The sequence below is a fragment of the Microvirga flocculans ATCC BAA-817 genome (assembly GCF_000518665.1).
Taxonomy (GTDB): domain Bacteria; phylum Pseudomonadota; class Alphaproteobacteria; order Rhizobiales; family Beijerinckiaceae; genus Microvirga; species Microvirga flocculans.
In genome coordinates, this window is sequence record NZ_JAEA01000011.1 from 101,961 (window position 1) to 125,537 (window position 23,577).

At 64.6% G+C, this 23,577-nt stretch carries 19 protein-coding genes; 11 read left to right on the forward strand and 8 right to left on the reverse strand.

Features of this window, described 5'->3' with window-relative positions:
* The first annotated feature begins 198 nt into the window (after positions 1–198).
* From L879_RS0113765 to L879_RS0113800, 8 genes are all read left to right on the forward strand, one after another.
* Positions 199–1,692: a replicative DNA helicase gene (locus tag L879_RS0113765; protein ID WP_027316617.1), complete on the forward strand. Its 1,494-nt coding sequence runs from the start codon at positions 199–201 to the stop codon at positions 1,690–1,692.
* Positions 1,689–2,855, forward strand: a complete 1,167-nt coding sequence (gene alr, locus L879_RS0113770) for an alanine racemase (RefSeq protein ID WP_084021020.1) — start codon at positions 1,689–1,691, stop codon at positions 2,853–2,855. Before L879_RS0113765 ends, alr begins: the two co-directional genes overlap by 4 nt.
* Positions 2,855–4,264, forward strand: a complete 1,410-nt coding sequence (gene radA / locus L879_RS0113775) for a DNA repair protein RadA (RefSeq protein WP_027316619.1) — start codon at positions 2,855–2,857, stop codon at positions 4,262–4,264. The genes alr and radA overlap by 1 nt, the downstream gene beginning before the upstream one ends.
* A gap of 143 nt (positions 4,265–4,407) precedes the next feature.
* Positions 4,408–5,589, forward strand: a complete 1,182-nt coding sequence (locus tag L879_RS0113780; RefSeq protein WP_027316620.1) for a hypothetical protein — start codon at positions 4,408–4,410, stop codon at positions 5,587–5,589.
* 251 nt (positions 5,590–5,840) lie between these two features.
* Entirely contained in the window at positions 5,841–7,064 is a 1,224-nt protein-coding gene (locus L879_RS0113785; RefSeq protein WP_027316621.1) for an alpha/beta hydrolase family protein, read from the forward strand.
* Positions 7,065–7,250: 186 nt separating this feature from the next.
* Positions 7,251–7,862, forward strand: coding sequence for a CvpA family protein (locus L879_RS0113790; protein ID WP_027316622.1), 612 nt, complete (start codon positions 7,251–7,253; stop codon positions 7,860–7,862).
* A gap of 112 nt (positions 7,863–7,974) precedes the next feature.
* Positions 7,975–9,462 carry an amidophosphoribosyltransferase gene (gene purF / locus L879_RS0113795; protein WP_027316623.1) on the forward strand — a complete coding sequence of 496 codons (1,488 nt, stop codon included), beginning with the start codon at positions 7,975–7,977 and terminating at the stop codon, positions 9,460–9,462.
* A gap of 6 nt (positions 9,463–9,468) precedes the next feature.
* Positions 9,469–10,212, forward strand: coding sequence for an SDR family NAD(P)-dependent oxidoreductase (locus L879_RS0113800; RefSeq protein WP_027316624.1), 744 nt, complete (start codon positions 9,469–9,471; stop codon positions 10,210–10,212).
* A 50-nt stretch (positions 10,213–10,262) separates the two neighbouring features.
* Here L879_RS0113800 and L879_RS0113805 read toward each other — a convergent pair whose 3' ends face one another.
* On the reverse strand, positions 10,263–11,711 hold the full coding sequence (locus L879_RS0113805) for an aminotransferase-like domain-containing protein (protein WP_154664211.1): 1,449 nt from the start codon (positions 11,709–11,711) through the stop codon (positions 10,263–10,265).
* Between the two features lie 91 nt (positions 11,712–11,802).
* Here L879_RS0113805 and L879_RS0113810 point away from each other — a divergent pair, with 91 nt between their 5' ends.
* Positions 11,803–12,720 (forward strand): DMT family transporter, encoded by a 918-nt coding sequence (locus L879_RS0113810; RefSeq protein ID WP_027316626.1) that lies wholly within the window; start codon positions 11,803–11,805, stop codon positions 12,718–12,720.
* 50 nt (positions 12,721–12,770) lie between these two features.
* Here the strand turns inward: L879_RS0113810 and glpX are convergent, their stop codons facing one another.
* From glpX to L879_RS21695, 4 genes are all read right to left on the reverse strand, one after another.
* Entirely contained in the window at positions 12,771–13,769 is a 999-nt protein-coding gene (gene glpX / locus L879_RS0113815) for a class II fructose-bisphosphatase (RefSeq protein ID WP_027316627.1), read from the reverse strand.
* Between the two features lie 55 nt (positions 13,770–13,824).
* Positions 13,825–15,147 (reverse strand): homoserine dehydrogenase, encoded by a 1,323-nt coding sequence (locus tag L879_RS0113820; protein WP_027316628.1) that lies wholly within the window; start codon positions 15,145–15,147, stop codon positions 13,825–13,827.
* Positions 15,148–15,256: 109 nt separating this feature from the next.
* Positions 15,257–16,477 (reverse strand): LL-diaminopimelate aminotransferase, encoded by a 1,221-nt coding sequence (locus L879_RS0113825; protein WP_027316629.1) that lies wholly within the window; start codon positions 16,475–16,477, stop codon positions 15,257–15,259.
* Positions 16,478–16,523: 46 nt separating this feature from the next.
* Positions 16,524–16,967: a hypothetical protein gene (locus L879_RS21695; protein ID WP_154664212.1), complete on the reverse strand. Its 444-nt coding sequence runs from the start codon at positions 16,965–16,967 to the stop codon at positions 16,524–16,526.
* A 111-nt stretch (positions 16,968–17,078) separates the two neighbouring features.
* On the opposite strand from L879_RS21695, the gene L879_RS0113835 reads away from it, so the two are divergent.
* Positions 17,079–18,884, forward strand: coding sequence for a PHA/PHB synthase family protein (locus L879_RS0113835; RefSeq protein ID WP_027316630.1), 1,806 nt, complete (start codon positions 17,079–17,081; stop codon positions 18,882–18,884).
* Between the two features lie 107 nt (positions 18,885–18,991).
* On the opposite strand, the gene L879_RS0113840 is transcribed toward L879_RS0113835, so the two are convergent.
* The gene (locus L879_RS0113840) at positions 18,992–20,323 is read right to left on the reverse strand and encodes an OmpP1/FadL family transporter (RefSeq protein WP_027316631.1); all 1,332 of its coding nucleotides are present in this window, start codon (positions 20,321–20,323) and stop codon (positions 18,992–18,994) included.
* Positions 20,324–20,707: 384 nt separating this feature from the next.
* Here L879_RS0113840 and L879_RS0113845 point away from each other — a divergent pair, with 384 nt between their 5' ends.
* Positions 20,708–21,592, forward strand: coding sequence for a fumarylacetoacetate hydrolase family protein (locus L879_RS0113845; protein ID WP_027316632.1), 885 nt, complete (start codon positions 20,708–20,710; stop codon positions 21,590–21,592).
* Positions 21,593–21,718: 126 nt separating this feature from the next.
* Here L879_RS0113845 and argC read toward each other — a convergent pair whose 3' ends face one another.
* Both argC and rpsI read right to left on the reverse strand, forming a co-directional pair.
* Complete coding sequence (argC, locus tag L879_RS0113850) at positions 21,719–22,690, reverse strand: N-acetyl-gamma-glutamyl-phosphate reductase (protein ID WP_027316633.1); 972 nt, start codon at positions 22,688–22,690, stop codon at positions 21,719–21,721.
* A 407-nt stretch (positions 22,691–23,097) separates the two neighbouring features.
* Positions 23,098–23,574, reverse strand: a complete 477-nt coding sequence (gene rpsI, locus L879_RS0113855; RefSeq protein WP_027316634.1) for a 30S ribosomal protein S9 — start codon at positions 23,572–23,574, stop codon at positions 23,098–23,100.
* Positions 23,575–23,577: the final 3 nt, after the last annotated feature.

Here is a 23,577-nt window from a genome sequence, read left to right on the forward strand (position 1 = left end):
TGGGGAGCGCTTTTTTCGTGGTTGCGCGGCCTCTCGGAGAGTCAAGCCGCGATGCCGATGAAAAGACGTGCTTGTGAGAATCGAGGACAGTGAGGACAGAGAGGCCAAGTCCGCGCTCTGTGTCCGGCGGGCAACCTTCCGGACGCGAATGCGGTCTAAGACCTTCCTGAACCCTTTCCCCTGTTTTCGGAGCGCCGGATGGCCACCGCCAATGCCCTGATCGCCCGCCTCGAGACCGCTGAGCCGCAGTTCCGGACGCCTCCCAGCAACCTCGAGGCCGAACAGGCCCTGCTGGGCGCGATCCTGGTCAACAACGACGCCTATTACCGCGTCTCCGACTTCCTCGCGGCCGAGCATTTCATCGAGGATCTGCACCGTCGCATCTACGAGGTGGCGACGAGCCTGATCAAGGCCGGCAAGGTCGCGACGCCCATCACCATGAAAACCTTCCTGGGCGACCAGGATCTCGGCGGCATCACCGTGTCGCAATATCTCGCGCGGCTCGCCGCCGAGGCGACCACCGTCATCAACGCCGAGGATTACGGCCGCACGATATACGACCTCGCCGTGCGCCGGAACCTGATCAATATCGGCGAGGAGATGGTCAACACCGCCTTCGACTCGCCCGTCGATTCCTCGCCCCGCGACCAGATCGAGGAAGCGGAGCGGCGCCTCTACGCGCTGGCGGAAACCGGCCGCTACGACGGCGGTTTCCAACGCTTCTCCGACGCTCTCACCGCCGCCATCGACATGGCCGCCGCCGCCTACAAGCGCGAAGGAGCCTTGTCAGGCATCTCGACCGGCCTGATCGATCTCGACAAGTCGCTCGGCGGCCTTCAGCCCTCCGACCTCGTCATCCTCGCCGGACGTCCCGCAATGGGTAAGACCTCGCTGGTGACGAACATCGCGTTCAACATCGCCAAGGCCTACAGGGCCGAGAAGCAGCAGGACGGCTCTCTGAAGACCGTGAACGGCGGCATCGTCGGCTTCTTCTCCCTCGAAATGTCGGCGGAGCAGCTCGCGACCCGTATCATCGCCGAGCAATCGGGCGTGCCCTCCTACAAGATCCGCCGCGGCGACATGCGCGAGGACGATTTCTACAAGATCACCGAAGCCGCCCGCGAGATGCAGTCGATCCCCTTCTATATCGACCAGACCGGCGGCATCTCCATCGCCCAGCTCGCCGCCCGCGCCCGCCGCCTCAAGCGCCAGCGCGGCCTCGACGTGCTCATCGTCGACTACCTCCAGCTTCTCTCCGGCTCCGCCAAGAAGGGCGAGAACCGCGTGCAGGAACTGACCGAGATCACCACCGGCCTCAAGGCGCTGGCCAAGGAGCTGTCGGTTCCGCTGATCGCCCTGTCCCAGCTCTCCCGTCAGGTGGAGGCCCGCGACGACAAGAGGCCGCAGCTCGCGGACCTGCGTGAATCGGGTTCGATCGAGCAGGACGCCGACGTGGTCATGTTCGTTTACCGCGAAGAGTATTATTTGAAGAACAAGGAGCCGAAGCCCGGCACCGAGGAATACTTCAAGTGGCAGGCGGAGATGGATCAGGTCCACGGCAAGGCCGAGGTCATCATTGGCAAGCAGCGTCACGGACCGACCGGCACCGTGCAGCTGGCCTTCCAGGCTGACATAACCCGCTTCACCGACCTTGCGGATGAAGACAAACTTCCCGAACGGATTGGCGATTGACCCAGCTCAGCTTCCAGACCAATGCCGAGGGCGGCATTCCCGAACAGGCCGCCGGCGGCATCCTCCACATCGATCTCGACGCCCTTGCCGCCAACTGGCGCATCCTGCGCGACAATGCGGGCGGCGCGGAAACCGCCGCCGTGGTCAAGGCGAATGCCTATGGCATCGGCATCGAGAAGGCCGTGCCCGCCCTGGGCAAGGCCGGATGCCGCACCTTCTTCGTGGCGCATCTGAGCGAGGCCATCCGCGTGCGCGCCGTTGCGCCGGACGCGACGATCTACGTGCTGAACGGTCTCTTTCCGGGCACCTGCCCGACCTACGCCGCCTTCGACCTGCGCCCCGTCCTCGGCTCCTTCGAGGAGATCGAGGAATGGGCGGGGTTCTGCCGCGCCCAGAACCGCAGGCTCAAGGCCGCGATCCATGTGGATACCGGCATGAACCGCCTCGGCCTCACCGTGCCGCAGGGGCTCACCCTCACGGATCGCGCTGAACTGGGGGATTTCGAAACGGCTCTCGTCATGAGCCATTTCGTGAGCGCCGAGGAGAGCGACAATCCGCTCAACCGGCAGCAGATCGAAGCCTTCCAGGCCGTGCGGGTGTCCCTCCCCGGCATCCCGGCCTCGCTGGCCAATTCCTCGGGCATCTTCCTGAAGGACAAGCCGCATTTCGACCTTGCCCGACCGGGATATGCGCTCTACGGCGGCAACCCGACGCCGGACCGGGACAACCCGATGCGGCCGGTGGCGGGTCTCGAGGCCCGGATCGTGCAGCTGCGCTGGGTCGAGGCCCATCACACGGTGGGCTATAACGGCCGCTGGCTGGCGCAGGACAGGCGTCGCATCGCCACGATCTCGGTGGGTTATGCGGACGGCTACCCGCGCGCGTCGAGCGCGCGAGGCTCAAGCGGCGAGGAACTGCTCGCCGGCATGGCCCTGGTGGCGGGCCGGCCCTGCTCTTTCGCCGGCAACGTCTCCATGGACCTCATCACCGTCGACGTGACCGATGTGCCGGAGGCGCAGGTGAAGCGGGGCGATACCGTCATCCTGATCGGAGGGGACCTCACCATCGACGAGGTCGGCCGCCGCGCCGGCACCATCGGCTACGAGATCCTCACCAATCTCGGCCCGCGCTACGCCCGCCTCTATCGCGGGGGCGAGGGCTGATGGCCAAGCGTCATCCCTCCTTCGTCTGCCAGGAATGCGGCGCGGTCTACAACCGCTGGAAGGGCAAGTGCGAGGCCTGCGGCGGCTGGAACACCATCGTCGAGGAGACCGGCTCCGCGAGCCCCATGTCGGGACCAGCGGCGACGCGCCCGTCTCGCGCCAAGGGCCGGATCTTCCCGCTCGAAGGCCTCTCCGGTGAGATCAAGGAGGCTCCGCGCACGCCCTCCGGCATCGCCGAGCTCGACCGCGTCACGGGCGGCGGGTTCGTACATGGGTCTATCATCCTTCTCGGCGGCGATCCCGGCATCGGCAAATCCACCCTTCTCATGCAGGCCTCCGCCGCGCTGGCGAACCGCGGCGAGCGGGTGGCCTATATCTCGGGCGAGGAGGCGGTGGCGCAGGTGCGCCTGCGCGCCGAACGCCTCGGCCTCGGCCAGGCCCCCGTCGAGCTCGCCTCGGAGACCAATGTCGAGGACATCGTCGCGACATTGAGCCAGGGCCGCACCCCGGCGCTCGCCATCATCGACTCGATCCAGACCATGTGGACCGAGACGGTGGAATCCGCCCCCGGCACCGTCACCCAGGTGCGCGGCTCGGCCCAGGCGCTGATCCGCTTCGCCAAGACCACGGGCACCGCCGTCATTCTCGTGGGCCACGTGACCAAGGACGGCCAGATCGCCGGTCCCCGCGTGGTCGAGCACATGGTCGACGCGGTGGTCTCCTTCGAGGGCGATACGGGCCATCACTTCCGCATCCTGCGCGCGGTCAAGAACCGCTTCGGCCCGACCGACGAGATCGGCGTCTTCGAAATGTCGGACCAGGGGCTGCGCGAGGTTCCCAATCCCTCCGAGCTGTTCCTCGCCGGGCGCGACATGGCGACCCCGGGCACGGCGGTCTTCGCGGGCATGGAGGGCACCCGCCCGCTCCTGGTCGAGATCCAGGCCCTCGTCGCTCCCTCCTCCCTCGGCACGCCGCGCCGCGCCGTGGTCGGCTGGGACCAGAGCCGCCTGTCCATGGTTCTGGCCGTGCTGGAAGCCCATGGCGGGCTGAAGCTCGGCATGCACGACGTCTACCTCAACGTGGCAGGCGGCCTGCGCATCACGGAGCCCGCCGCCGACCTAGCGGCCGCAGCCGCGCTGGTTTCCTCGCTCTCCGGCAACCCGCTGCCGCCCGACACGGTCTATTTCGGGGAAATGGGCCTCTCGGGCGCCATCCGCCCCGTCGCCCAGGAGCAGGCGCGCATGAAGGAGGCGGCCAAGCTCGGCTTCTCGAGCGCGGTTTCCCCTCTGCCGCGGCTGGAGAAGTCCAGCGGCGCGAAGAGCGAGCGCCTGCCGCTCGCAACCTCCGCCATCGGGCACATCACGGATCTCGTGGCTAATATCGCCGCGCGCAGGCGCAAGGTGCCCTGATTCCGCTTGCTTTCCCGCAAGCGGATAAGCAGGCGGGCCAGATTGACACTTTAGAGCAATTCTATAACAGTTTGGCTGTGCTATAATTCATTTGGCTTACCTCGTTAGTGGTAAGCCGGCGGAAACGCTTGGAAGGAAAGAGAATGGCTACGATCAAGCTGTCGGCCAACAATGTTTCGGAACACCCCGAGGTTGGCACGGCCATCGGAACCCTCAGCGTCGAGGGCGGCAAGAACAACGAGACGTTCACCTTCACCCTTACGGACAGCCTTGACGAGCGTTTCGAGATCAAGCTCAACGAGACCACGGGCCTTTACGAGCTGGTCGTGAAGACCGCCGACGGTGACCTGTTCGACTTCGATTCCGGGCTGACGTCATTCGATATCTCCATCACCGCAGTCAGCAACGCCTCCGGCAATCCGACCGCTGTCGACCCTGCAGACTTCACCGTCAACGTGATCGATAATGTGGCCCCGACCGACATCGCGCTGTCGAACGTCTCCATCGTCGAGAAAGCGGTTGCGGGCACGGAGGTCGGCACTCTCTCGGCCATCGACCCGAACCTGGACGACAGCTTCACCTTTACCCTGACCAACGATGCCGAGGGCCGCTTCGAGATCGTCGCAGGCAAGCTGGTGGTGAAGGACGGCTCGAAGCTGGACTACCTGACGGCCAGCTCGCACCAGATCGCTGTCAAGGTGACGGACGCTGACGGCAACACGTTCGAAAAGACGCTTACGATCAATGTGACGGACGCGTTCGATTTCTTCAATGGCACGTCGAAGAACAACAAGCTCGTCGGCACGGCCGGCGCCGACATGATCAACGGCCTCGCCGGGAACGATAGGCTTTATGGCCTTGGCGGCGACGACGTCCTCAATGGCGGCTCCGGCAAAGACAACCTGTACGGCGGCGCCGGTAAGGACACCTTCGTGTTCGACAGCCCGGTCAAGAAGGGCCACTTCGATCATATCGCCGATTTCGTCTCGGCCGACGACACGATTCAGATCAGCCTCTCTGCCCTGAAGGCCTTCAAGGTCAAGGGTCCCAAGAAGAACGACCTGATCTCCAAGAAGTCTTCGGACACCAAGAAGTCCGTCGGATTCGACAATATCTTCAAGAAGGGCCACAAGCTCGAGAAGAAGTTCTTCGACATCGGCACAAAGGATAACGACGCCGACGGAACAAACGATTACGTCTACTATAATAAGAAGAACGGCAAGGTTTACCTGGACGTCGACGGCTCCGGGAAGGAGAAGGGCATCGAGATCATCAAGCTGAAGCCGGGCACCACGCTCAGCGCAGACGACTTCCTGTTCATCTAAGTGCAAGGCGCAGCCTTGTTCGGAGAGGCCCCGGCGTAGCCGGGGCCTTTTTCTTTGGCGGAGCGGTCGATACGGAATTTGACAGCGCGCGAGACAGCTTGGCTTGTTTTGGAGCCGACTTCCTCAGGGTTTGAAGCGAGTGGCACCATCAGGTAGAGCGGCTGACGGAATTGCTTTCGTGGCAGCGAAAAGGCTAAAGCTAAGCTTGCTCGTCTAGCCTTGAGACTCCCTCTGTCAGCGTGGAGATGATGATGTTCGCTCCTGTTCGGATGATCGTGGGCATTGCATTGTTGTGCGGTGCTCCGTTCGCCCTATCGCCTTCTTCAGCACAGGAGACTCAAGCGGTTCGGGTCGCATCGGGAATACAGTATCAATTCCTGGAGCGTTGGGATGTCGCGCGACTGAACCAGATCCTGCAAGTCGATATGCCAAAGTTCTCCGGCATGTCGGTCAACTATAGCCCGGCACGTAACGCGGTACGTCTCTATCGCGTCACCTATCCCTCGGTGATCCCGGAGCGCGGCAACAAGCCTACCGTCGCAACGGGACTCGTTGCTGTTCCCGATACCGCTGACGCAAGCTTTCCTATGGTTTCGTATCAGCATGGAACAGTTTACGGGAAACAGGAAGTGCCCTCCTTCCCTGAGCAGTCTCCCGAAACCCAGCTGATGATCGCACAGTTCGCAGGTCAGGGTTATATTGTTGTAGGCGCCGACTACTTTGGCATGGGCCTCTCCAACGAGCCCGAAGGCTACATGGTGAAAGGCAGCCATCAGCAAGCAAGCTATGACGGGCTGATGGCGAGCCGCGCCGTGCTCGACCACCTGAAGATCAGCACCCCCAAATTGTTCTTGGCAGGATGGTCGCAGGGCGGCTTTGTGACGATGGCTTTTCTGGAAAAGCTTGAAAACGCGGGCGTGCCGGTGCAAGCCGCGGCTACGGCAAGCGCTCCGATCAGTATTTCCGTCGCCCTGAAGGGATTTCTCAATTTTCCCCGAAAGATCGATGCGCCGTGGGTCACGACGACATTCATCCTGTCGGCGTTCTCCTTCGAGAACTATTACGGGGTGCCGGGACTGGCGCGATCCCTCTTTAATGACGAGTATTATGACATTTCGCGCAATGCCTATGAAAGAAAGCCGATCAATCCGGCCGATGTTCCGACAGATCTGCGCAAGCTGATCCGTTCAGAGTACTTCGACCCTCAGTTCTTCGATGCTTCAGCCTATGGGCGGCTCGCGGCAGAGACCCACGCCTATCAGTGGGTCATCAAGACTCCGACCCGCAATTACTACGGCGAGAGCGATGAAGTCATCAGCACAGGCCTGGGTCAGTTAGCAATGACCTACCAGCGGGCCATGGGGAACGGGAACGAGCGTGTCGAAGCGATCTCGACAGGAAACACCACCCATCGCGGAACCTTCGCCAGCGCGGTGCCATATTGGAAGGCCTGGTTCGACGCTCTCGCCAAATGAGGCACCTGAGCATTGCCCGACCGAGCCGGTTCCACCATCTTTCGGAAGCTCCAGAGGGCGGCCCTGCCCCCTCCCGGCGGTCCGTCTGACTTCAAAGGGTGACGAAAGCCTTTCTTAACGCTATAGAGCCAGGCTCCGCACCCGCAAAGGCGGCTCCATTCCTGTTATTCTGCGTAGGCCCGGCCCATGCCCTTTTCCGTTCTGGACCTCGTCGTCATCGGTATCGTCCTGATCTCGGCCCTCCTTGCTGCGGTTCGCGGCTTTACCCGAGAGGTGCTCGCCATCGTGGCATGGGTCGTGGCCGCCGCGGCCGCCTGGTACCTGCATCCGGCCGCCCTGCCCATCGCGCAGCAATATATCAGCAGCAACACGGTGGCGCTCATCGCGTCCATCGGCGGCATCTTCATCGTCACCCTGATCATCGTCTCGATCATCACGGTTCAGGTCTCCGACCTGATCCTCGATTCCCGCATCGGCGCCCTCGACCGGACGCTGGGCCTCCTCTTCGGCGCGGCGCGCGGGTTCCTGATCTGCGTGATCGGCTGGGCTTTCCTGGGCTGGCTCCTCCAGGGCAAGGAGCCGGAATGGGCCGCGGCCTCCCGGACCCGGCCCGCCATGGAGAACGCCCGCGACAACATCATCGCCATGCTGCCGGACAACGCCGAAGCCCTGCTCCAGCGCCTGCGCCACAAGGATGGGCCGACAGAGGCCGAGCCCGCCGAGCCCGATCCGCAGCGCCCGGCCACGCCTGCGCCCGCAGCCCCGGCCGCGCCCCAGGCTCCGCAGCGGCGCGGCTGAAGCCCTCGCGCGTCACGGTTCAGCCAGCGTCACAATAGCCATTGGCGATTGGCGCAAGGCCGATTACATAAAGGCGGCGCCGGTTGGGGCGCGAATCCCAAAGGTATGAGCGATGTCTGCTTTGTCTGAGACGTGGCAGGTCACACCCAAACAGGTGGACCTCGACCTCGACGGCGATACCCTGCGCGAAGAATGCGGCGTTTTCGGCATCTACGGGCATCCGGATGCCGCCGCCATCACGGCGCTGGGCCTTCACGCCCTGCAGCATCGCGGCCAGGAGGCGGCCGGCATCGTCTCCTTCGACGGCTCCGTCTTCCACTCCGAGCGCAAGCTCGGTCTTGTCGGGGACAGCTTCTCCGACCGGGCGACCATCGAGCGCCTGGAAGGCCTCTCCGCCATCGGCCATGTCCGCTATTCCACGACGGGCGAGACCGTGCTGCGCAACGTGCAGCCGCTCTTCGCGGAACTCGACGGCGGCGGCTTCGCGGTCGCCCATAACGGCAACCTGACCAACGGCCTGACCCTTCGCCGCAACCTGATCCGTGACGGCGCCATCTGCCAGTCCACCACGGACACGGAGGTGATCGTTCACCTCGTGGCCCGCAGCCGCAAGGAAAAGGTGGTCGAGCGTTTCGTCGAAGCGATCCAGAAGATCGAAGGCGCCTATGCCCTCGTGGCGCTCACCAACAAGAAGCTGATCGGCGCCCGCGATCCGATGGGGATCCGCCCACTGGTGCTGGGCGAGCTCGACGGCCGCTACATCCTCACCTCCGAGACCTGCGCGCTGGACATCATCGGCGCGCGCTTCATTCGCGACGTCGAGAACGGCGAATGCGTGGTGATTTCGGACGGAGGCATCGAATCCTTCCGCTTCGCGCCCCAGGTCGCCCCCCGCCCCTGCATCTTCGAATATATCTATTTCGCCCGGCCCGATTCCATCGTGAACGGGCGCAGCGTCTATGCGGTGCGCAAGGGCATGGGCCGCGAGCTCGCGGCGGAGGCTCCCGCCGATGCGGACGTGGTGATCCCGGTGCCGGATTCGGGCGTGCCGGCGGCCCTGGGCTTCGCCCAGAGCTGCGGCCTGCCCTATGAGCTCGGCATCATCCGCAACCATTATGTCGGCCGCACCTTCATTCAGCCGACCCAGTCGGTGCGCGAGCTCGGCGTGCGCATGAAGCACTCGGCCAACCGCGCGGCCATCGAGGGCAAGCGCATCGTACTCGTGGACGACAGCCTCGTGCGCGGCACCACCTCGGTGAAGATCGTGCGGATGATGCGCGAGGCCGGGGCTAAGGAGGTCCACTTCCGTATCGCCAGCCCGCCGATCACGCATCCGGACTTCTATGGCATCGACACGCCGGAGAAGGAGAAGCTTCTGGCCGCCACGCACGACCTGGAGCAGATGCGCGCCTATATCGGCGCGGATTCCCTCGCCTTCCTCTCCATCGAGGGCATCTACCGGGCCATGGGCGAAACGGGCCGCAACCCGGCGCAGCCGCAATTCACCGACCATTGCTTCACGGGCGATTACCCGACGCCGCTGACGGACCTGACCGTCGCCACGCCGCGCCGCCTCGCCGTTCTCGCCGAAGCCGACTGAGGAACCATGGACAAGCCCCTTCAGAACCGCGTCGCGGTCGTCACCGGCGCATCGCGCGGCATCGGCCGCGCAGCGGCGCTCGCTCTCGCCGAAGCCGGGGCGCATGTCATTGCGCTGGCCCGCACGCAGGGCGCACTCGAAGCCCTCGACGACGAGATCCGCGCCAAGGGCGGCTCGGCCACCCTCGTGCCGGTTAACCTGAAGGATTTCGACGCGCTCGACCGCCTCGGCGCGGCGATCTACGAGCGATGGGGCAAGCTCGACATCCTGCTCGGCAATGCGGGCCAGCTCGGGGAACTCGCGCCGGTCACCCATATCGACCAGCCGGTCTGGGACGAGGTGATGGCGGTCAACGTCACGGCCAATTACCGGCTCATCCGCTCCCTCGATCCGCTCCTGCGGGCCTCCGATTCGGGACGGGCGATCTTCGTCACCTCGGGGGCAGCCCACAAGCACAAAGCCTATTGGGGTGTCTATTCGATCTCGAAGGCCGCGCTGGAGGCCCTGGTGCGCACCTATGCCGCCGAGACGGTGACGACGCCGGTCCGTGTCATGCTGCTCAATCCCGGCCCGCTGCGCACCGCCATGCGCCGCACGGCGATGCCGGGCGAGGATCCGCTGACCCTCAAGACGCCGGAAGACCTCGCCCCCCATATCGTGAAGCTCGCCCTGCCCGCCTGGATAGAGACCGGCAAGATCTACGACTTCACGCAGGACGGCAAAGTCATCGAGCCGCAGCCGCCCGCATAAGGCTGTCCTGTCTCAAATCCGAGGCGGCTGCGCTCCTGACGCGGCCTCGATCACGGCTTGCCCTTCCCGGTCTCGTTTGCCGCGAGACGAAGCGCGTTCTCGAGCACCGTGAAAATCCGCTCGTCCATGCACTGGGCCACGTTGAAGCGCATGAAGCCGGAAGCCGCCTGGGACACGCTGAAGACGTTGCCCGGCGCAAGAACGACATCCGCGTTAAGCGCATGGCGCGCCACCTCGGCAGCGTCGAGCCCATCCGGAAGACGGCACCAGAGAAGCATCCCAGCCTTCGGCACGATCCAGGGATGGATGCCGAGCGCCTGCAGACGCGGAACGATGCTGGCCATGCTCGCGGCGAGGCGCGCCCGCAGCCCTTCCAGATACTTGCGGTATCCGCTGCTGCCGAGGACGGCGAAGACCAGCTCCTCCGACAGGCGGCTGCTGGAGAAGCCCGTGGCGATCCGGATATCCGTGAGCTTGTCGATCCAGTCGGGCCGCGCCGCGATATAGCCGCAGCGGAAGGACGCCGAAAGGGTTTTTGAGAAACTGCCGATCCGCACGACACGCTCAAGGCCGTCGAGGGCCGCCAGCCGGGGAGCCTGCTCGGTTTCGAAGTCGGCGAAGATGTCGTCTTCGACCACCGTCAGGGCGTATCTCTCAGCCAGCTTCAGGAGCCTGTGCGCCGTGACGCCGGACAGCGCCGCCCCGGTCGGATTGTGGAGGCCGGAATTGGTGATGTAGAGGCGCGGCCGGTGCGCCGCGAGCGCCTGCTCGAACTGGCTCAGGTCGGGACCCGCCGGCGTCTGGGGCACGCCGATCACCGTCACCTGATGCGCGCGAAGAAGGGCCAGGAAATTGAAATAGCAGGGATCGTCCACCAGGACGGCATCCCCCGGCTGGATCAGCAGCCTGCACACGAGGTCGATGGCCTGCGTCCCTGAATCCGTCAGCAGGATCCGGTCCGGCGCAGCCTGAAGCCCCTGCTCGGCCAGGCGCCGCGACAGGAACTGACGGAGCGGCGCAAGCCCAAGCGGCGTGCCGTAATCCGTGAGTCCAGCCTCCTCCCTCGTCCGCGCAAGCCCGCGGAGTGCCCTGCGAATCTCGTCTCCGGGCATCCAGGAACCGGGCAGCCAGCCGCATCCGGGCTTCAGCACGTCCTTTCCCGCTTCGAGCGATTGCCGCGATACCCAGAAGGGATCGATGGCCCGGTCGAGGCGCGGAGCGAGTTCCGTCAGCGACAGGGGTGCGGGCGGAGCCGCGCTGTAGAAGCCGGAGCCCGGGCGGGAGCGGATGACGCCTTCGGCGGCCAGCCGGTCATAGGCCTCCACGACGGTGGATTTCGAGACCTGCATGGTCTGCGCGACGGCGCGGATGGAGGGAAGCTTCCCGCCCGGAGCCAGGGACCGGCTGGAAATCTGGTGCCGTATCGCGCGCATGACACGCTCCACGAGCGTTCCGTCGCGACGTGCGGAAGAAGCGAGTTCGTCCACTGTACCGCTCATCGTTCCATGACAGTTTTGCCAAACTGTATTGCACTGTCTCTGGAAAAGCCATGCCGACCGGTTGAAATCGAGCCATACGGGAGGGCCAGGCATGGACAGGACGACGGAAGGGTGGATCTGCGGTTTTCTCGGGGTGGTGATCTTCAGCGGATCCCTGCCGGCAACCCGCATCGCAGTTCTGGATATCGAGCCGCTGTTCCTGACATTGGCGCGCGCCTCGATCGCCGGTCTCCTGGCAATGGCGCTGCTCATGCTCCTGCGCCAGAAATATCCTGGCCGAGGCGATCTCCTGCCGCTCGCCATCGTGTCCCTGGGCGTTGTCGTCGGCTTCCCGCTGCTGACGGCGCTCGCCCTGCAGCACATCACGGCCGCACACTCCATCAGCTTCGTCGGCCTTCTGCCGCTCACGACGGCGATCTTCGGCATCGTCCGCGGAGGCGAACGGCCGAGGCCTGCCTTCTGGCTCTTCTCCGGCCTGGGCGCCGTCTGCGTTGCGGGTTTCGCCCTCCTGCAGGGCCCCTCGACATCGCCCCTGGGCAATCTCCTCATGCTGGGAGCCATCCTGCTCTGCGGCCTCGGCTATGCGGAGGGAGCAAAGCTCTCACTGACGCTCGGCGGCTGGCAGGTGATCTCCTGGGCGCTCGTTCTGTCCCTGCCCCTGATGGCCGGGCTGATGCTTTTGAACCTGCCGCCGTCCTGGACCGGAATCGGCATGCCCGCCTGGCTGGGGCTTGCCTATGTGTCCCTGTTCTCGATGCTGATCGGTTTTGTCTTCTGGTACCGGGGCCTCGCCCTCGGGGGCATCGCCGGAGTGGCGCAGCTGCAGTTGCTCCAGCCCTTTTTCGGCCTGCTCCTGGCGGCGCTGCTGCTGCATGAGAGCGTCGGCTGGGAGATGATCGCGGTCAATGTCGCCGTGATCGCCTGCGTCGCAGGCGCAAGGCATTTCGCAAAGCCCGGCGTTTCGCGCAAGGTCGCCGGCCAGAGCGAAGAAATCGTCATCTCCCAATGAAAATGGCCGGGACGAGCCCGGCCACGGTGCTTCGAGCCCTGCGCCTCAGTTCAGTCGAGGTGGAACTTCGACAATTCGCGGTGCTCGCCATAGATGCGGCGGACGGTGCCTGTGGCGGAGCGGTAGACCACGGTTTCGGTGGTGATCACGTCCTTGCCGAAATGAACGCCCTTGAGCAGACCGCCGTCGGTCACGCCGGTGGCGGCCACGATCACGTCGCCGCGGGCGAGGTCCGTCATGTCGTATTTCTTGTTGGGATCGGTCACGCCCATCTGGAACGCGCGGGAGCGCTTCTCCTCGGTGTCGAGGATGAGGCGGCCCTGCATCTGGCCGCCGATGCAGCGCAGCGCACCGGCCGCGAGCACGCCCTCAGGCGCGGCGCCGATGCCGAGATACATGTCGATGCCCGTCTCTTCCGGCTGGGTCGTAAAGATCACGCCGGCCACGTCGCCGTCGGAGATCAGGCGAACGCCCGCGCCCGTCTTGCGAATGGCGGCGATCAGCTCGGAGTGGCGCGGACGGTCGAGCACGAGGCAGTTGATCTCGTTCGGCTTCACGCCCTTCGCCTTGGCGAGCGCGTGAATGTTGTCCTCCGGCGAGGCATCGAGATCGACGACGCCAGCGGGATAGCCCGGACCGACGGCGATCTTGTGCATGTAGACGTCGGGAGCCGCCAGCAGCGTGCCGGATTCGGCCATGGCCATCACGGCGATGGAGCCCGGCATGTCCTTGGCGCAGAGCGTGGTGCCTTCCAGGGGGTCGACGGCGATGTCCACCTTCGGGCCCTGCTTGTTGCCGACCTTCTCGCCGATGAAGAGCATCGGCGCTTCGTCACGCTCGCCCTCGCCGATCACCACGGTGCCGTCGATGGGGAGCTTGTTCAGTTCGCGGCGCATGGCATCCACGGCGGCCTGGTCGGCCGCCTTCTCGTTGCCGCGGCCGCGCAGCCTGGCGGAAGCCACCGCCGCGCGCTCGGTCACGCGGACGAGTTCCAGGGTCAGGATGCGCTCGATGATTTGGCCCGGTTGGACGGTAATGCCTTGCGACATGGATAAATCGACTCCCTCTTGAAGGTGATCCGGCGGGCTTGTGCCCGCCCGATGATTAATCCCGCTCGATGCGGATGACTTGGGGCGGTTCGGCGATAAGACCATCCCTCGAAATCTTCTCCACGGCCGAGCGGATGGAGGCTTCCGTCGCCGCGTAGGTGATGAGAACGAGGGAGACCGGCGCGCCGGAGCGGCCATGGGGATCCTGCGTCGCAGCAACCTCGGAGCGCTTCTGCAGAATGCTCTCCAGCGAAATGTCCTCTTCCGCCATGCGCGTCGCCACCCCGGCGGCGACGCCCGGGCGGTCATGGACCGTGAGGCGGATGTAATATCCGCCCTCGTGACGCTGCATCGGGGCGCGCGGCGCTTTCTCCAGCTGCGCGACGGGCTTGCCGAAGAGCGGCTGGACATGGCCGGCCGCCACGTCGGCGATGTCGGCCACCACTGCGGAAGCGGTGGCGTCACCCCCGGCCCCCGGGCCGATCAGGGTCAGCTCGCGAACCGCATCCGCGTCGATAGTGACCGCGTTCGTGACGCCCATCACCTGCGCGATGGACGAGGTGCGGGGCACCATGGTCGGGTGAACGCGCTGTTCGATGCCGGTCTTGGTGCGCTCGGCGACGCCCAGAAGCTTGATGCGGAAGCCCAGCTCCTTCGCCATGGCGAGGTCGAGCGGCGCGATGGAGGAGATACCCTCAACATAGATCGCATCGGCATCGATCTCGGTGCCGAAGGCGAGGCTTGTCAGAATGGCGAGCTTGTGGGCCGTGTCGAAGCCTTCCACGTCGAAGGTCGGATCCGCCTCCGCATAGCCGAGGCGCTGGGCGTCCTTCAGGCATTCCTGGAAGGTGAGCCCCTCCAGCTCCATGCGGGAGAGGATGTAGTTGCAGGTGCCGTTGAGAATGCCGTAGAGGCGCGAAATCCGGTTGGCCGGCAGCGCCTCCCGAAGGGTCTTGATGACCGGAATGCCGCCGGCGACGGAGGCCTCGAAGGCGAGCGAAACGTCCTTCTCCTCGGCGAGCTTCGCAAGGGCAAGGCCGTGCTTGGCAAGCAGCGCCTTGTTGGCCGTCACCACGTGCTTGCCCAGGGACAGGGCCGTGCGCACCGTCTCCAGGGCCGTGCCATCCGCGCCTCCGACGAGCTCGACCACGCAATCCACGTCCGCCGCCCCGGCGAGATCCACCGGGCTGTCGAACCACGTGAAGCGGGAGAGATCGATTCCCCGATCCTTGGCCCTGTCCCGGGCGGAGACCGCCACGACCTGGACCGGCCGCCCGCCACGCTGGGCGACAGCCTCGTTCTGGCGGTCGAGAATGCGAATGACCGATGCGCCGACGGTGCCGAGGCCGACGATGCCGACCCGTAGGGGACGTGTCACGAACAACAGCTCCTTCAAAGTGCCGGGCTGCTTTTACGACTGCCGGGGATTGATGTCCATGTGGACGCGCATCCCCGGCGAGCTCGTCGGCTGAGTTTTTCGAGCGGGCTCAGCCCCGGCGGACCAAAGGCACCACGTTGTGAAGGGTCTGGTCGGCCTGATCGAAGAACTTGCGGATGTTGCGGGCGGCCTGACGGATGCGCTGCTCGTTTTCCACAAGGGCGATGCGCACGTAATCGTCGCCGTGCTCGCCGAAGCCGATGCCGGGCGCGACCGCAACGTCAGCCTTCTCGACCAGCAGCTTGGAGAATTCGAGGCTGCCCATGGAGCGGAACTGCTCAGGGATCTGCGCCCAGGCGAACATGGAGGCCGTCGGCACCGGAACCTCCCAGCCCGCCTTCGCGAAGGCATCGACCATCACGTCGCGGCGGCGCTTGTAGGTGGCGCGCATCTCGCGGATGCAGTCGTCCGGCCCGTTGAGGGCCGCGGTGGCAGCCACCTGGATCGGGGTGAAGGCGCCGTAATCGAGATAGGACTTCACGCGGGCGAGGGCCGCCAGAAGGCGGTCGTTGCCGACCGCGAAGCCCATGCGCCAGCCGGCCATGGAGAAGGTCTTGGACATGGAGGTGAACTCCACCGCCACGTCGATGGCGCCCGGCACCTGGAGGATCGAGGGCGGCGGATCGTTGTCGTCGAAATAGACCTCCGAATAGGCCAGGTCCGACAGGAGGATCAGCTCGTGCTTCTTCGCGAAGGCCACGAGATCCCGATAGAAATCGAGGGAGGCCACATAGGCCGTCGGGTTGGACGGATAGCAGACGACGAGCGCCACCGGCTTCGGAATCGAGTGGGCGACAGCCCGCTCGGCGGCGACGAAGAAGTCGGGGGTCGGCTCGGCCGGAACCGAACGGATCACGCCGCCGGCCATCAGGAAGCCGAAGGCATGGATCGGGTAGCTCGGATTCGGCACCAGGATCACATCGCCCGGCGCCGTGATCGCCTGGGCCATGTTGGCGAAACCTTCCTTGGAGCCCAGCGTCGCCACCACCTGGGTGTCGGGATTGAGCTTCACGCCGAAGCGGCGCTCGTAATAGGCGGCCTGGGCCCGGCGCAGGCCCGTGATGCCCTTGGAGGCGGAATAGCGGTCGGTCCGGGACTTGCCCACCGTCTCGACGAGCTTGTCGATGACATGCTGCGGAGCCTGGAGGTCCGGATTGCCCATCCCGAGGTCGATGATATCGGCGCCGTTGGCCCGGGCTGCGGCCTTGATGCGGTTGACCTGCTCGAAGACGTAAGGGGGAAGGCGCTTGATCCGGTAAAAGTCAGACATGGAATTTCTCGTCCTCGAGCGGAATCAGGTGATCTCGGTATAGGTCCTAGGGCATTCTCTTGGAATTCGCCTTCTGGCGCGCCGCCTGCGGCTTGTTGGCCGGCGCATTCGCGGGTGTGCTGGAAGGCGCGGCGACCGGGAGCTTGATCGGCTCCGGCGGGGGCGTCTTGCCGAGTTCGGCGGCCTCTGCGCCTGCGGCCTCGTTGCGTGCCCGCAGGGCATCGAGCTCGGCTTCCGCAGCCTTGACCTCCGCTGCGGTGCGGGCGGGCGTCGGGCGCTCCGGAACCGGCGTGCCGATGGGCATGTAATCCAGGCTGTCCGGGCGCGAGCGGGCGACGAATTCCGGCGTCGCAGCCATCTGCGGCCCTGCCCCGACCGCCGTAGCCACATCCCGCACGGGGTTGCTGTTGCATCCGGCAAGACCGATGCTTGCCGCCGCAGCGAGCGCGAGGGCCGAAGCGCGAGGGAGCGAAAGGGGCTTTGTAAGCATTCTGATACCTAAGGATGGCAACATGACCCTGGCATATCCGACAGGTGGAACGGTAAGATGTCGGAAATGCAGCCTGCGGGCAATGCTGCTGCGATAGAGGGAGATCGCCTTATGGACAAGCCATATGGTGAAGAGAAAACTCGATCCTCAAGCCCGGACTTCGAAGAACTCTCCAGGAATGTGGCGCGGTTCATCGAGGGAGCGGGCAAGGCCGCAGCCGCCTATCTCAAGCCCGTCCAGGACGGGCAGGCCCAGCCGGAGGTCCCCCGCGACGCCTCGGAGGCGATCAAATCCCTGGGCCGCGTCGCCGAAGCCTGGATGAGCGATCCGCAGAAGAGCTTCGAGGCCCAGTCCCGTCTCGGCACCCAGTTCCTGAGCCTCTGGGCGGCGACCCTGAAGCGCGCCCAGGGCGAACCCGCCGAGCCCGTGGCCGAACCGGACCCCAAGGACAACCGCTTCAAGGACCCCGAATGGTCCGAGAACCCCATCTTCGACTTCCTGAAGCAGGCCTACCTGATTTCCTCCCGGTGGGCGGACGACCTGGTGGAGAACGCGGAAGGCCTCGACGAGCGCACCCGCCACAAGGCGCAGTTCTACCTCAAGCAATTGTCCAGCGCGCTCTCGCCCTCCAACTTCCTCCTCACCAATCCCGAGCTGATCCGCGAGACGCTCAAGGAGAACGGGGCCAATCTCGTACGCGGCGTCACCATGCTCGCGGAGGATATCGAGGCGGGACGCGGCGAGCTGAAGATCCGCCAGTCGGACCAGAGTTCCTTCAAGGTCGGCGTGAATATCGCCACCACGCCCGGCAAGGTGATCTTTCGCAACGATCTCATCGAGCTGATCCAGTATGCCCCGACGACGGAGAAGGTGCTCAAGCGGCCGCTGCTCATCGTGCCGCCATGGATCAACAAGTACTACATTCTCGACCTGAACCCGGACAAAAGCTTCATCCGCTGGGCGGTTTCGCAGGGCCTGACCGTCTTCTGCATTTCCTGGGTGAACCCGGCCGAGCAACATGCCGAGAAGGGCTTCGAGCATTACATGCGCGACGGCATCTTCGCGGCCCTCGACGCCATCGAGCAGGCGACGGGAGAGAAGAAGGTCACGGCCATCGGCTATTGCGTCGGCGGCACGCTTCTCGCCACCACCCTCGCCTTCATGGCCGCCAAGCGCGACAAGCGGATCGACAGCGCCACCCTCTTCACCGCGCAGGTCGATTTCACCCATGCGGGCGACCTGAAGGTCTTCGCCGGAGAGGAGGAGGTGAGCAGCCTCGAAGCCGCCATGAGAAAGCGCGGCTATCTCGAAGGCTCGCGCATGGCCAGCGCCTTCAACATGCTGCGGCCCAATGACCTGATCTGGCCTTACGTGATCAATGTCTACATGAAGGGGCAATCCCCCTTCCCGTTCGACCTGCTCTACTGGAACGCCGACTCGACCCGGATGCCGGCGGCCAACCACGCCTTCTACCTGCGCAACTGCTATCTGGAGAACAGGCTCGCCAAGGGCGAGATGGAGCTCGCCGGCGTGAAGCTCGACCTGAAGAAGGTGAAGGTGCCGATCTTCAACCTGGCGACCAAAGAGGATCACATCGCCCCTGCCCGCTCGGTCTTCACCGGCTCGAAGGCCTTCGGAGGCCCCGTCCATTACGTGCTGGCCGGATCGGGACATATCGCGGGCGTCGTCAATCCGCCGGGCAAGCCGAAATACCAGTTCTGGACCGGCGGTCCCGTCGCGGGCGAGCTGGAGGATTGGGTCAAGCAGGCGAGCGAAACACCGGGCTCCTGGTGGCCTTACTGGTTCTCGTGGATCGAGGCCCAGGCCCCGCGCATGGTCAAGGCCCGTGAGCCGGGAGGCGGCAAGCTGGAGCCCCTCTGCGACGCCCCTGGAACTTATGTTCTGGAAAAATCCTGACCCTCTGCGGCAACTGCCGCTTTCACCGGGACAACGCCGGTTCGCTGATGGCGCAAAAGAAAAAGGCCGGCGTTACGCCGGCCTTCTTGCTGTCGGTTCGCGAGACCTCAGTTCTTGCGAACGATCGGAGCCGCGGGGATCGCCACCTTCGGGTTGTCCCAGCGATAGCGCAGGCCGACCGAGACGATGTCGACGCCCGCATCGACGTCAGCCACGAACGGCAGGCCTTCGAAATCCTGGTGACCCGGCAGGATGCGGATATCCGTCTCCTTCGAGAAGATGTGCGTGTAGGCGACGTCGAAGGACAGCTGGTCGTTCCACTGATAGCCCAGGCCGACCGACGCCCAGATGCGGTCGTTGTCGGGCAGGCGCGTGGAGCGGATCTGCGTATCGATGGGCGACTGCTCGTAGGCCAGACCGGCGCGCACGGTCCACTGGTTGGTCACCTTGTAGTCGAAGCCGAGCGAATAGAAGAAGCCGTCATCGTAGTTGAGCGGAATATCCGTCACGGCGCCGCCGGTCGGACCGATCACGAGAGGCGTCTTGAGGACGCTCCAGTTCGTCCACTCGAAACCGGCATGAACCGTGAGGGCCGGCGTCACCACCTGCGAGATGCCGAGGGTGAACTGATCAGGGGTCTTCAGCTTTGCGGTGATCGGAAGCCGGGCGAACGGGCCGATGGAGCCGAAGGGAGCCGACAGGTTGCCTTCGAGCTCATGCTCGACCTGCGAGCGGTAGCCGAGACCGATCGTCGTGCCGGCCATGGGGGTGATCGTCACACCGGCCGTGAAGCCGAAGCCGAGATCGTCGCCGTCGAGGATGGCGCTGGGAGCGCCGGGCAGCGTCGCCGATGCGGCCGGAGCGCCGGGGAACGGCACGGCCCGCTTCAGCGTGATGTCGAAATACTGCAGGGACGGGCCCACGGCGAACGAGAACCAGTCGTTCACCTTCACGCCGAGAACCGGGTTGACGTTGACCGAGAAGATCTTGGACGAACGCGAGTAGAGCTGGCCGGACCAGTTCATCTTCGGATCGGTGACGAGGCCGTAAGGCGAGGTCGTGGAGAGGCCGACCCACAGCATGTCGTTGATCTGGTAGGAGGCATAGCTCGCCGGGATGAGCGCGTCCTGGCCGATATCGCCCGAGCCGCCGAGCGCGAAGGTCGGAACCGACGGCAGCGGGTTGATGTCGACCCGCGGGATGATCAGGGCGGCATGCCCTTCGAACTGCCAGCCCGGCATCATCGTGATGACGGCGGGGTTCCAGAACATGGAGGAGAGATAGCCCGAGCCCGAAGCGGCACCGGCAAAGGAGTAGCCTTGAGCCGTGGCGCTCTGCTCGCGAAGGGCGAAGGCACCGGCCTGAGCGCCGCCTTGAGCGGCAACGAGGGCTGCGAAGGAGACGGCAGCCAGGGTCAAAGAACGAGAGAGACGGCTCATGAGTTTTCCTGCCCTTATAGTCTTCTTGCGCGGGAGAATCCCGCTCTGAGGATAGTGTGCCAAGGCTTAAATTTGGCTGCAATCTTCCCACTCGCTGCCGACTTCGGATTAATATTTCATAAATCCAATGTATCCATCCAAATGATAACTTAATTTTACTTTGTTAACCTTTAGACAAGTCCAAGTATGAATGGAAGGTTCATATGTAAACAAATGTATAGACCACCCATGCCGGGAAGTTCGTCGGGCACCGCGCAAAACGTGGAAATCCCCCACTTTGTGGAAGTTCGTGGCATAACGGCAACATATTTGCGCCAGGAACATGCATTGTAGCGGGGTGCGTCCGCACCAACTATGCCCATGCCGTAACGAGAGGAGCGCCTGATGAAGCTGGTGAGATTTGGGGAAGCGGGACGGGAAAGACCCGGACTGATCGACTCCAAAGGACAGGTTCGCGACCTGTCGGGCCTCGTCCCCGATATTGCCGGAGCGACCCTTTCCGCGACGTCGCTGGAGCGCATCCGCCAGACCGACCCTGAGACCCTCCCCCTCGCTCCGGCGGGCCAGCGCTTGGGCGCCTGCGTGGGTCAGGTGCGCAACTTCATCGCCATCGGACTGAACTACGCCGACCATGCCGCCGAGACGGGCGCGCCCATTCCGGCGGAGCCCATCGTCTTCAACAAGGCTCCCTCCTGCATCGTCGGCCCCAACGACGACGTCGTCATTCCGCGCGGCTCCCAGAAGACCGACTGGGAGGTGGAACTCGCCCTCGTGATCGGCGAGCGCGCCTCCTATGTCGGCGCCAACGAGGCCATGAACTACGTGGCGGGCTATTGCGTCTGCAACGACGTCTCGGAGCGCGAGTATCAGCTCGAACGCGGCGGCACCTGGACCAAGGGCAAGGGCTGCCCCACGTTCGGCCCGCTCGGCCCTTGGCTCGTAACCGCGGACGAGGTTCCCGATCCGCAGAATCTCTCCATGTGGCTCGACGTGAACGGCGAGCGGGTGCAGGCCGGCTCCACGAAGACGATGATCTTCACCGTCGCGCAGATCGTCTCCTACGTCTCGCACTTCATGATCCTGGAGCCCGGTGACGTGATCACCACGGGCACCCCTCCGGGCGTCGGCATGGGCATGAAGCCCCAGCGCTTCCTCAAGGCCGGAGATGTGATGTCGCTCGGGATCGAAGGGCTCGGGGAGCAGCGTCAGCGCTGCGTGGCTTTCGAAGGCCCTGCGGTGGATACGAGCCGGAGCTGGAAAGGCGACTGATCCGGCCGAACAGAGTTTCTCACATCATGGCCGGGCTCGTCCCGGCCATATCTTTTCGAGGGGACGAAGAGCCCTTCCCATCGCGACTGCCTGCTCGATGCCGGCAATGATGAGAGGGCGCGCGACCTATCCCATCAGGCCCAGCATCAATTGGATGTTCTGCACCGCTGCGCCCGAGGCCCCCTTGCCGAGATTGTCGAGACGGGCCACCAGCACGGCATGCCTGTAGCTGTCATGCTGGAAGACGAAGAGCTCCAGCCGGTCGGTGTCGTTCAAGGCCTCGGGCTCGAGGCGCTCGATCTTCTTGCCCTCCTTCACCGTCGGCACGACGCTGACGAGGCCGCCGCCCGGATAATGCCCAGCAAGCACCGCTTCGATATCCGCCGCCTTCGGCTTGCCGGGAAGCATGTCGAGATGGAGCGGCACGCTGACCAGCATGCCCTGCCGGAAATTGCCGACGGAGGGAATGAAGATCGGGCGGCGGGTCAGGCCGGTATATGTCTGAAGCTCGGGCACATGCTTGTGCTCGAAGCCAAGGCCGTAAAGCTCGAAGGCGGGCGCCGTGCCGGATTCGTAAGCCTCGATCATCGAGCGGCCGCCGCCGCTGTAGCCGCTCACCGCATTGACGGTGATCGGGTAATCGGCCGGAATCAAGCCCGCATCCACCAGGGGCCGGATCAACGCGATGGCGCCGGTCGGATAGCAGCCGGGATTGGCGACGCGCTCGGCGGCGGCGACGGCCTGCTTCTGCTCCGAGGTCAGTTCCGCAAAGCCATAGACCCAGCCGGGAGCGACACGATGCGCGGTGCTGGCATCGAGGATCTTCGGCTTCCTGCCGCCGAGGCCGTCGACGAGAGCGACCGTTTCCCGTGCCGTATCGTCGTGCAGGCAGAGCACCACGAGGTCGACCTCTGCGAGAATTTCAAGCTTGGCCTCCGGATCCTTGCGGCGCTGCGGATCGATGCTGCGGACGGCAACGCCCTTCACGCTCTTCAGACGCTCGCGGATGCCGAGTCCCGTGGTCCCTGCCTCTCCGTCGATGAAGACAGTCTTCGCCTGCTGGCCGAGATTGATCTGGTTCAGAGTCGTGGTTGTCATAGGGTCGATCCATCCGCTTGAGGGCCGCCGATAGGCTTAAGCCGCATAACGCCAATACGGTTCTCGGGAAACAAAAAAGCCGCGCTAAAGCATCGTACCCAAAAGTGGACCCCACTTTTGGGATCATCCGATGCTCTCATTTTGAAGCGGCGCATCGCACTGAGCGGAAAACCGGATCCACTTTTCCGCGCGATGCGCTGTGCGCGGCTTGCGGGTCAGGCCATTCGGACAGCCATCATCGCGCGCGCGCCGGGGCGGCGATCATTCGGCGTCGGATGATGCGGAGGCTCTGGTTCATAGGGCCTGTATGAATTTGAAGGCCGGACCTGTCAACACGTGCCGGCATGAGCCAAAGAAAAAGGGCGGCCCGAAAGCCGCCCTTCTTGAAGGGTAGAACCCTGAAGCGATCAGCGCTTCGAGAACTGGAAGCTGCGGCGGGCCTTGGCCTTGCCGTACTTCTTGCGCTCGACCACGCGCGCGTCGCGGGTGAGGAAGCCTTCCTTCTTGAGCGGGCCGCGAAGCTCCGGCTCATAATAGGTCAGCGCCTTGGCGAGGCCATGACGGACCGCACCGGCCTGGCCGGAGAGGCCACCGCCGCTGACGTTCACGACGATGTCGTACTGGCCCTCGCGCTGAGCGATCTGAAGCGGCTGCGTCAGGATCAGGCGGAGAACCGGACGAGCGAAGTAAACCTCGACGGCGCGGTCGTTGATGATGATCTTGCCGGAGCCGGGCTTGATCCAAACGCGGGCGACAGCGTCCTTACGCTTGCCGGTGGCGTAAGCGCGACCGAGCGAGTCGAGCTTCTGGACGTGCTTAGGAGCTTCCGGAGCGGCGGCCTGGGCGTTCTGACCCAGATCGGCGAGAGACTGAAGGGTCGCCATGGA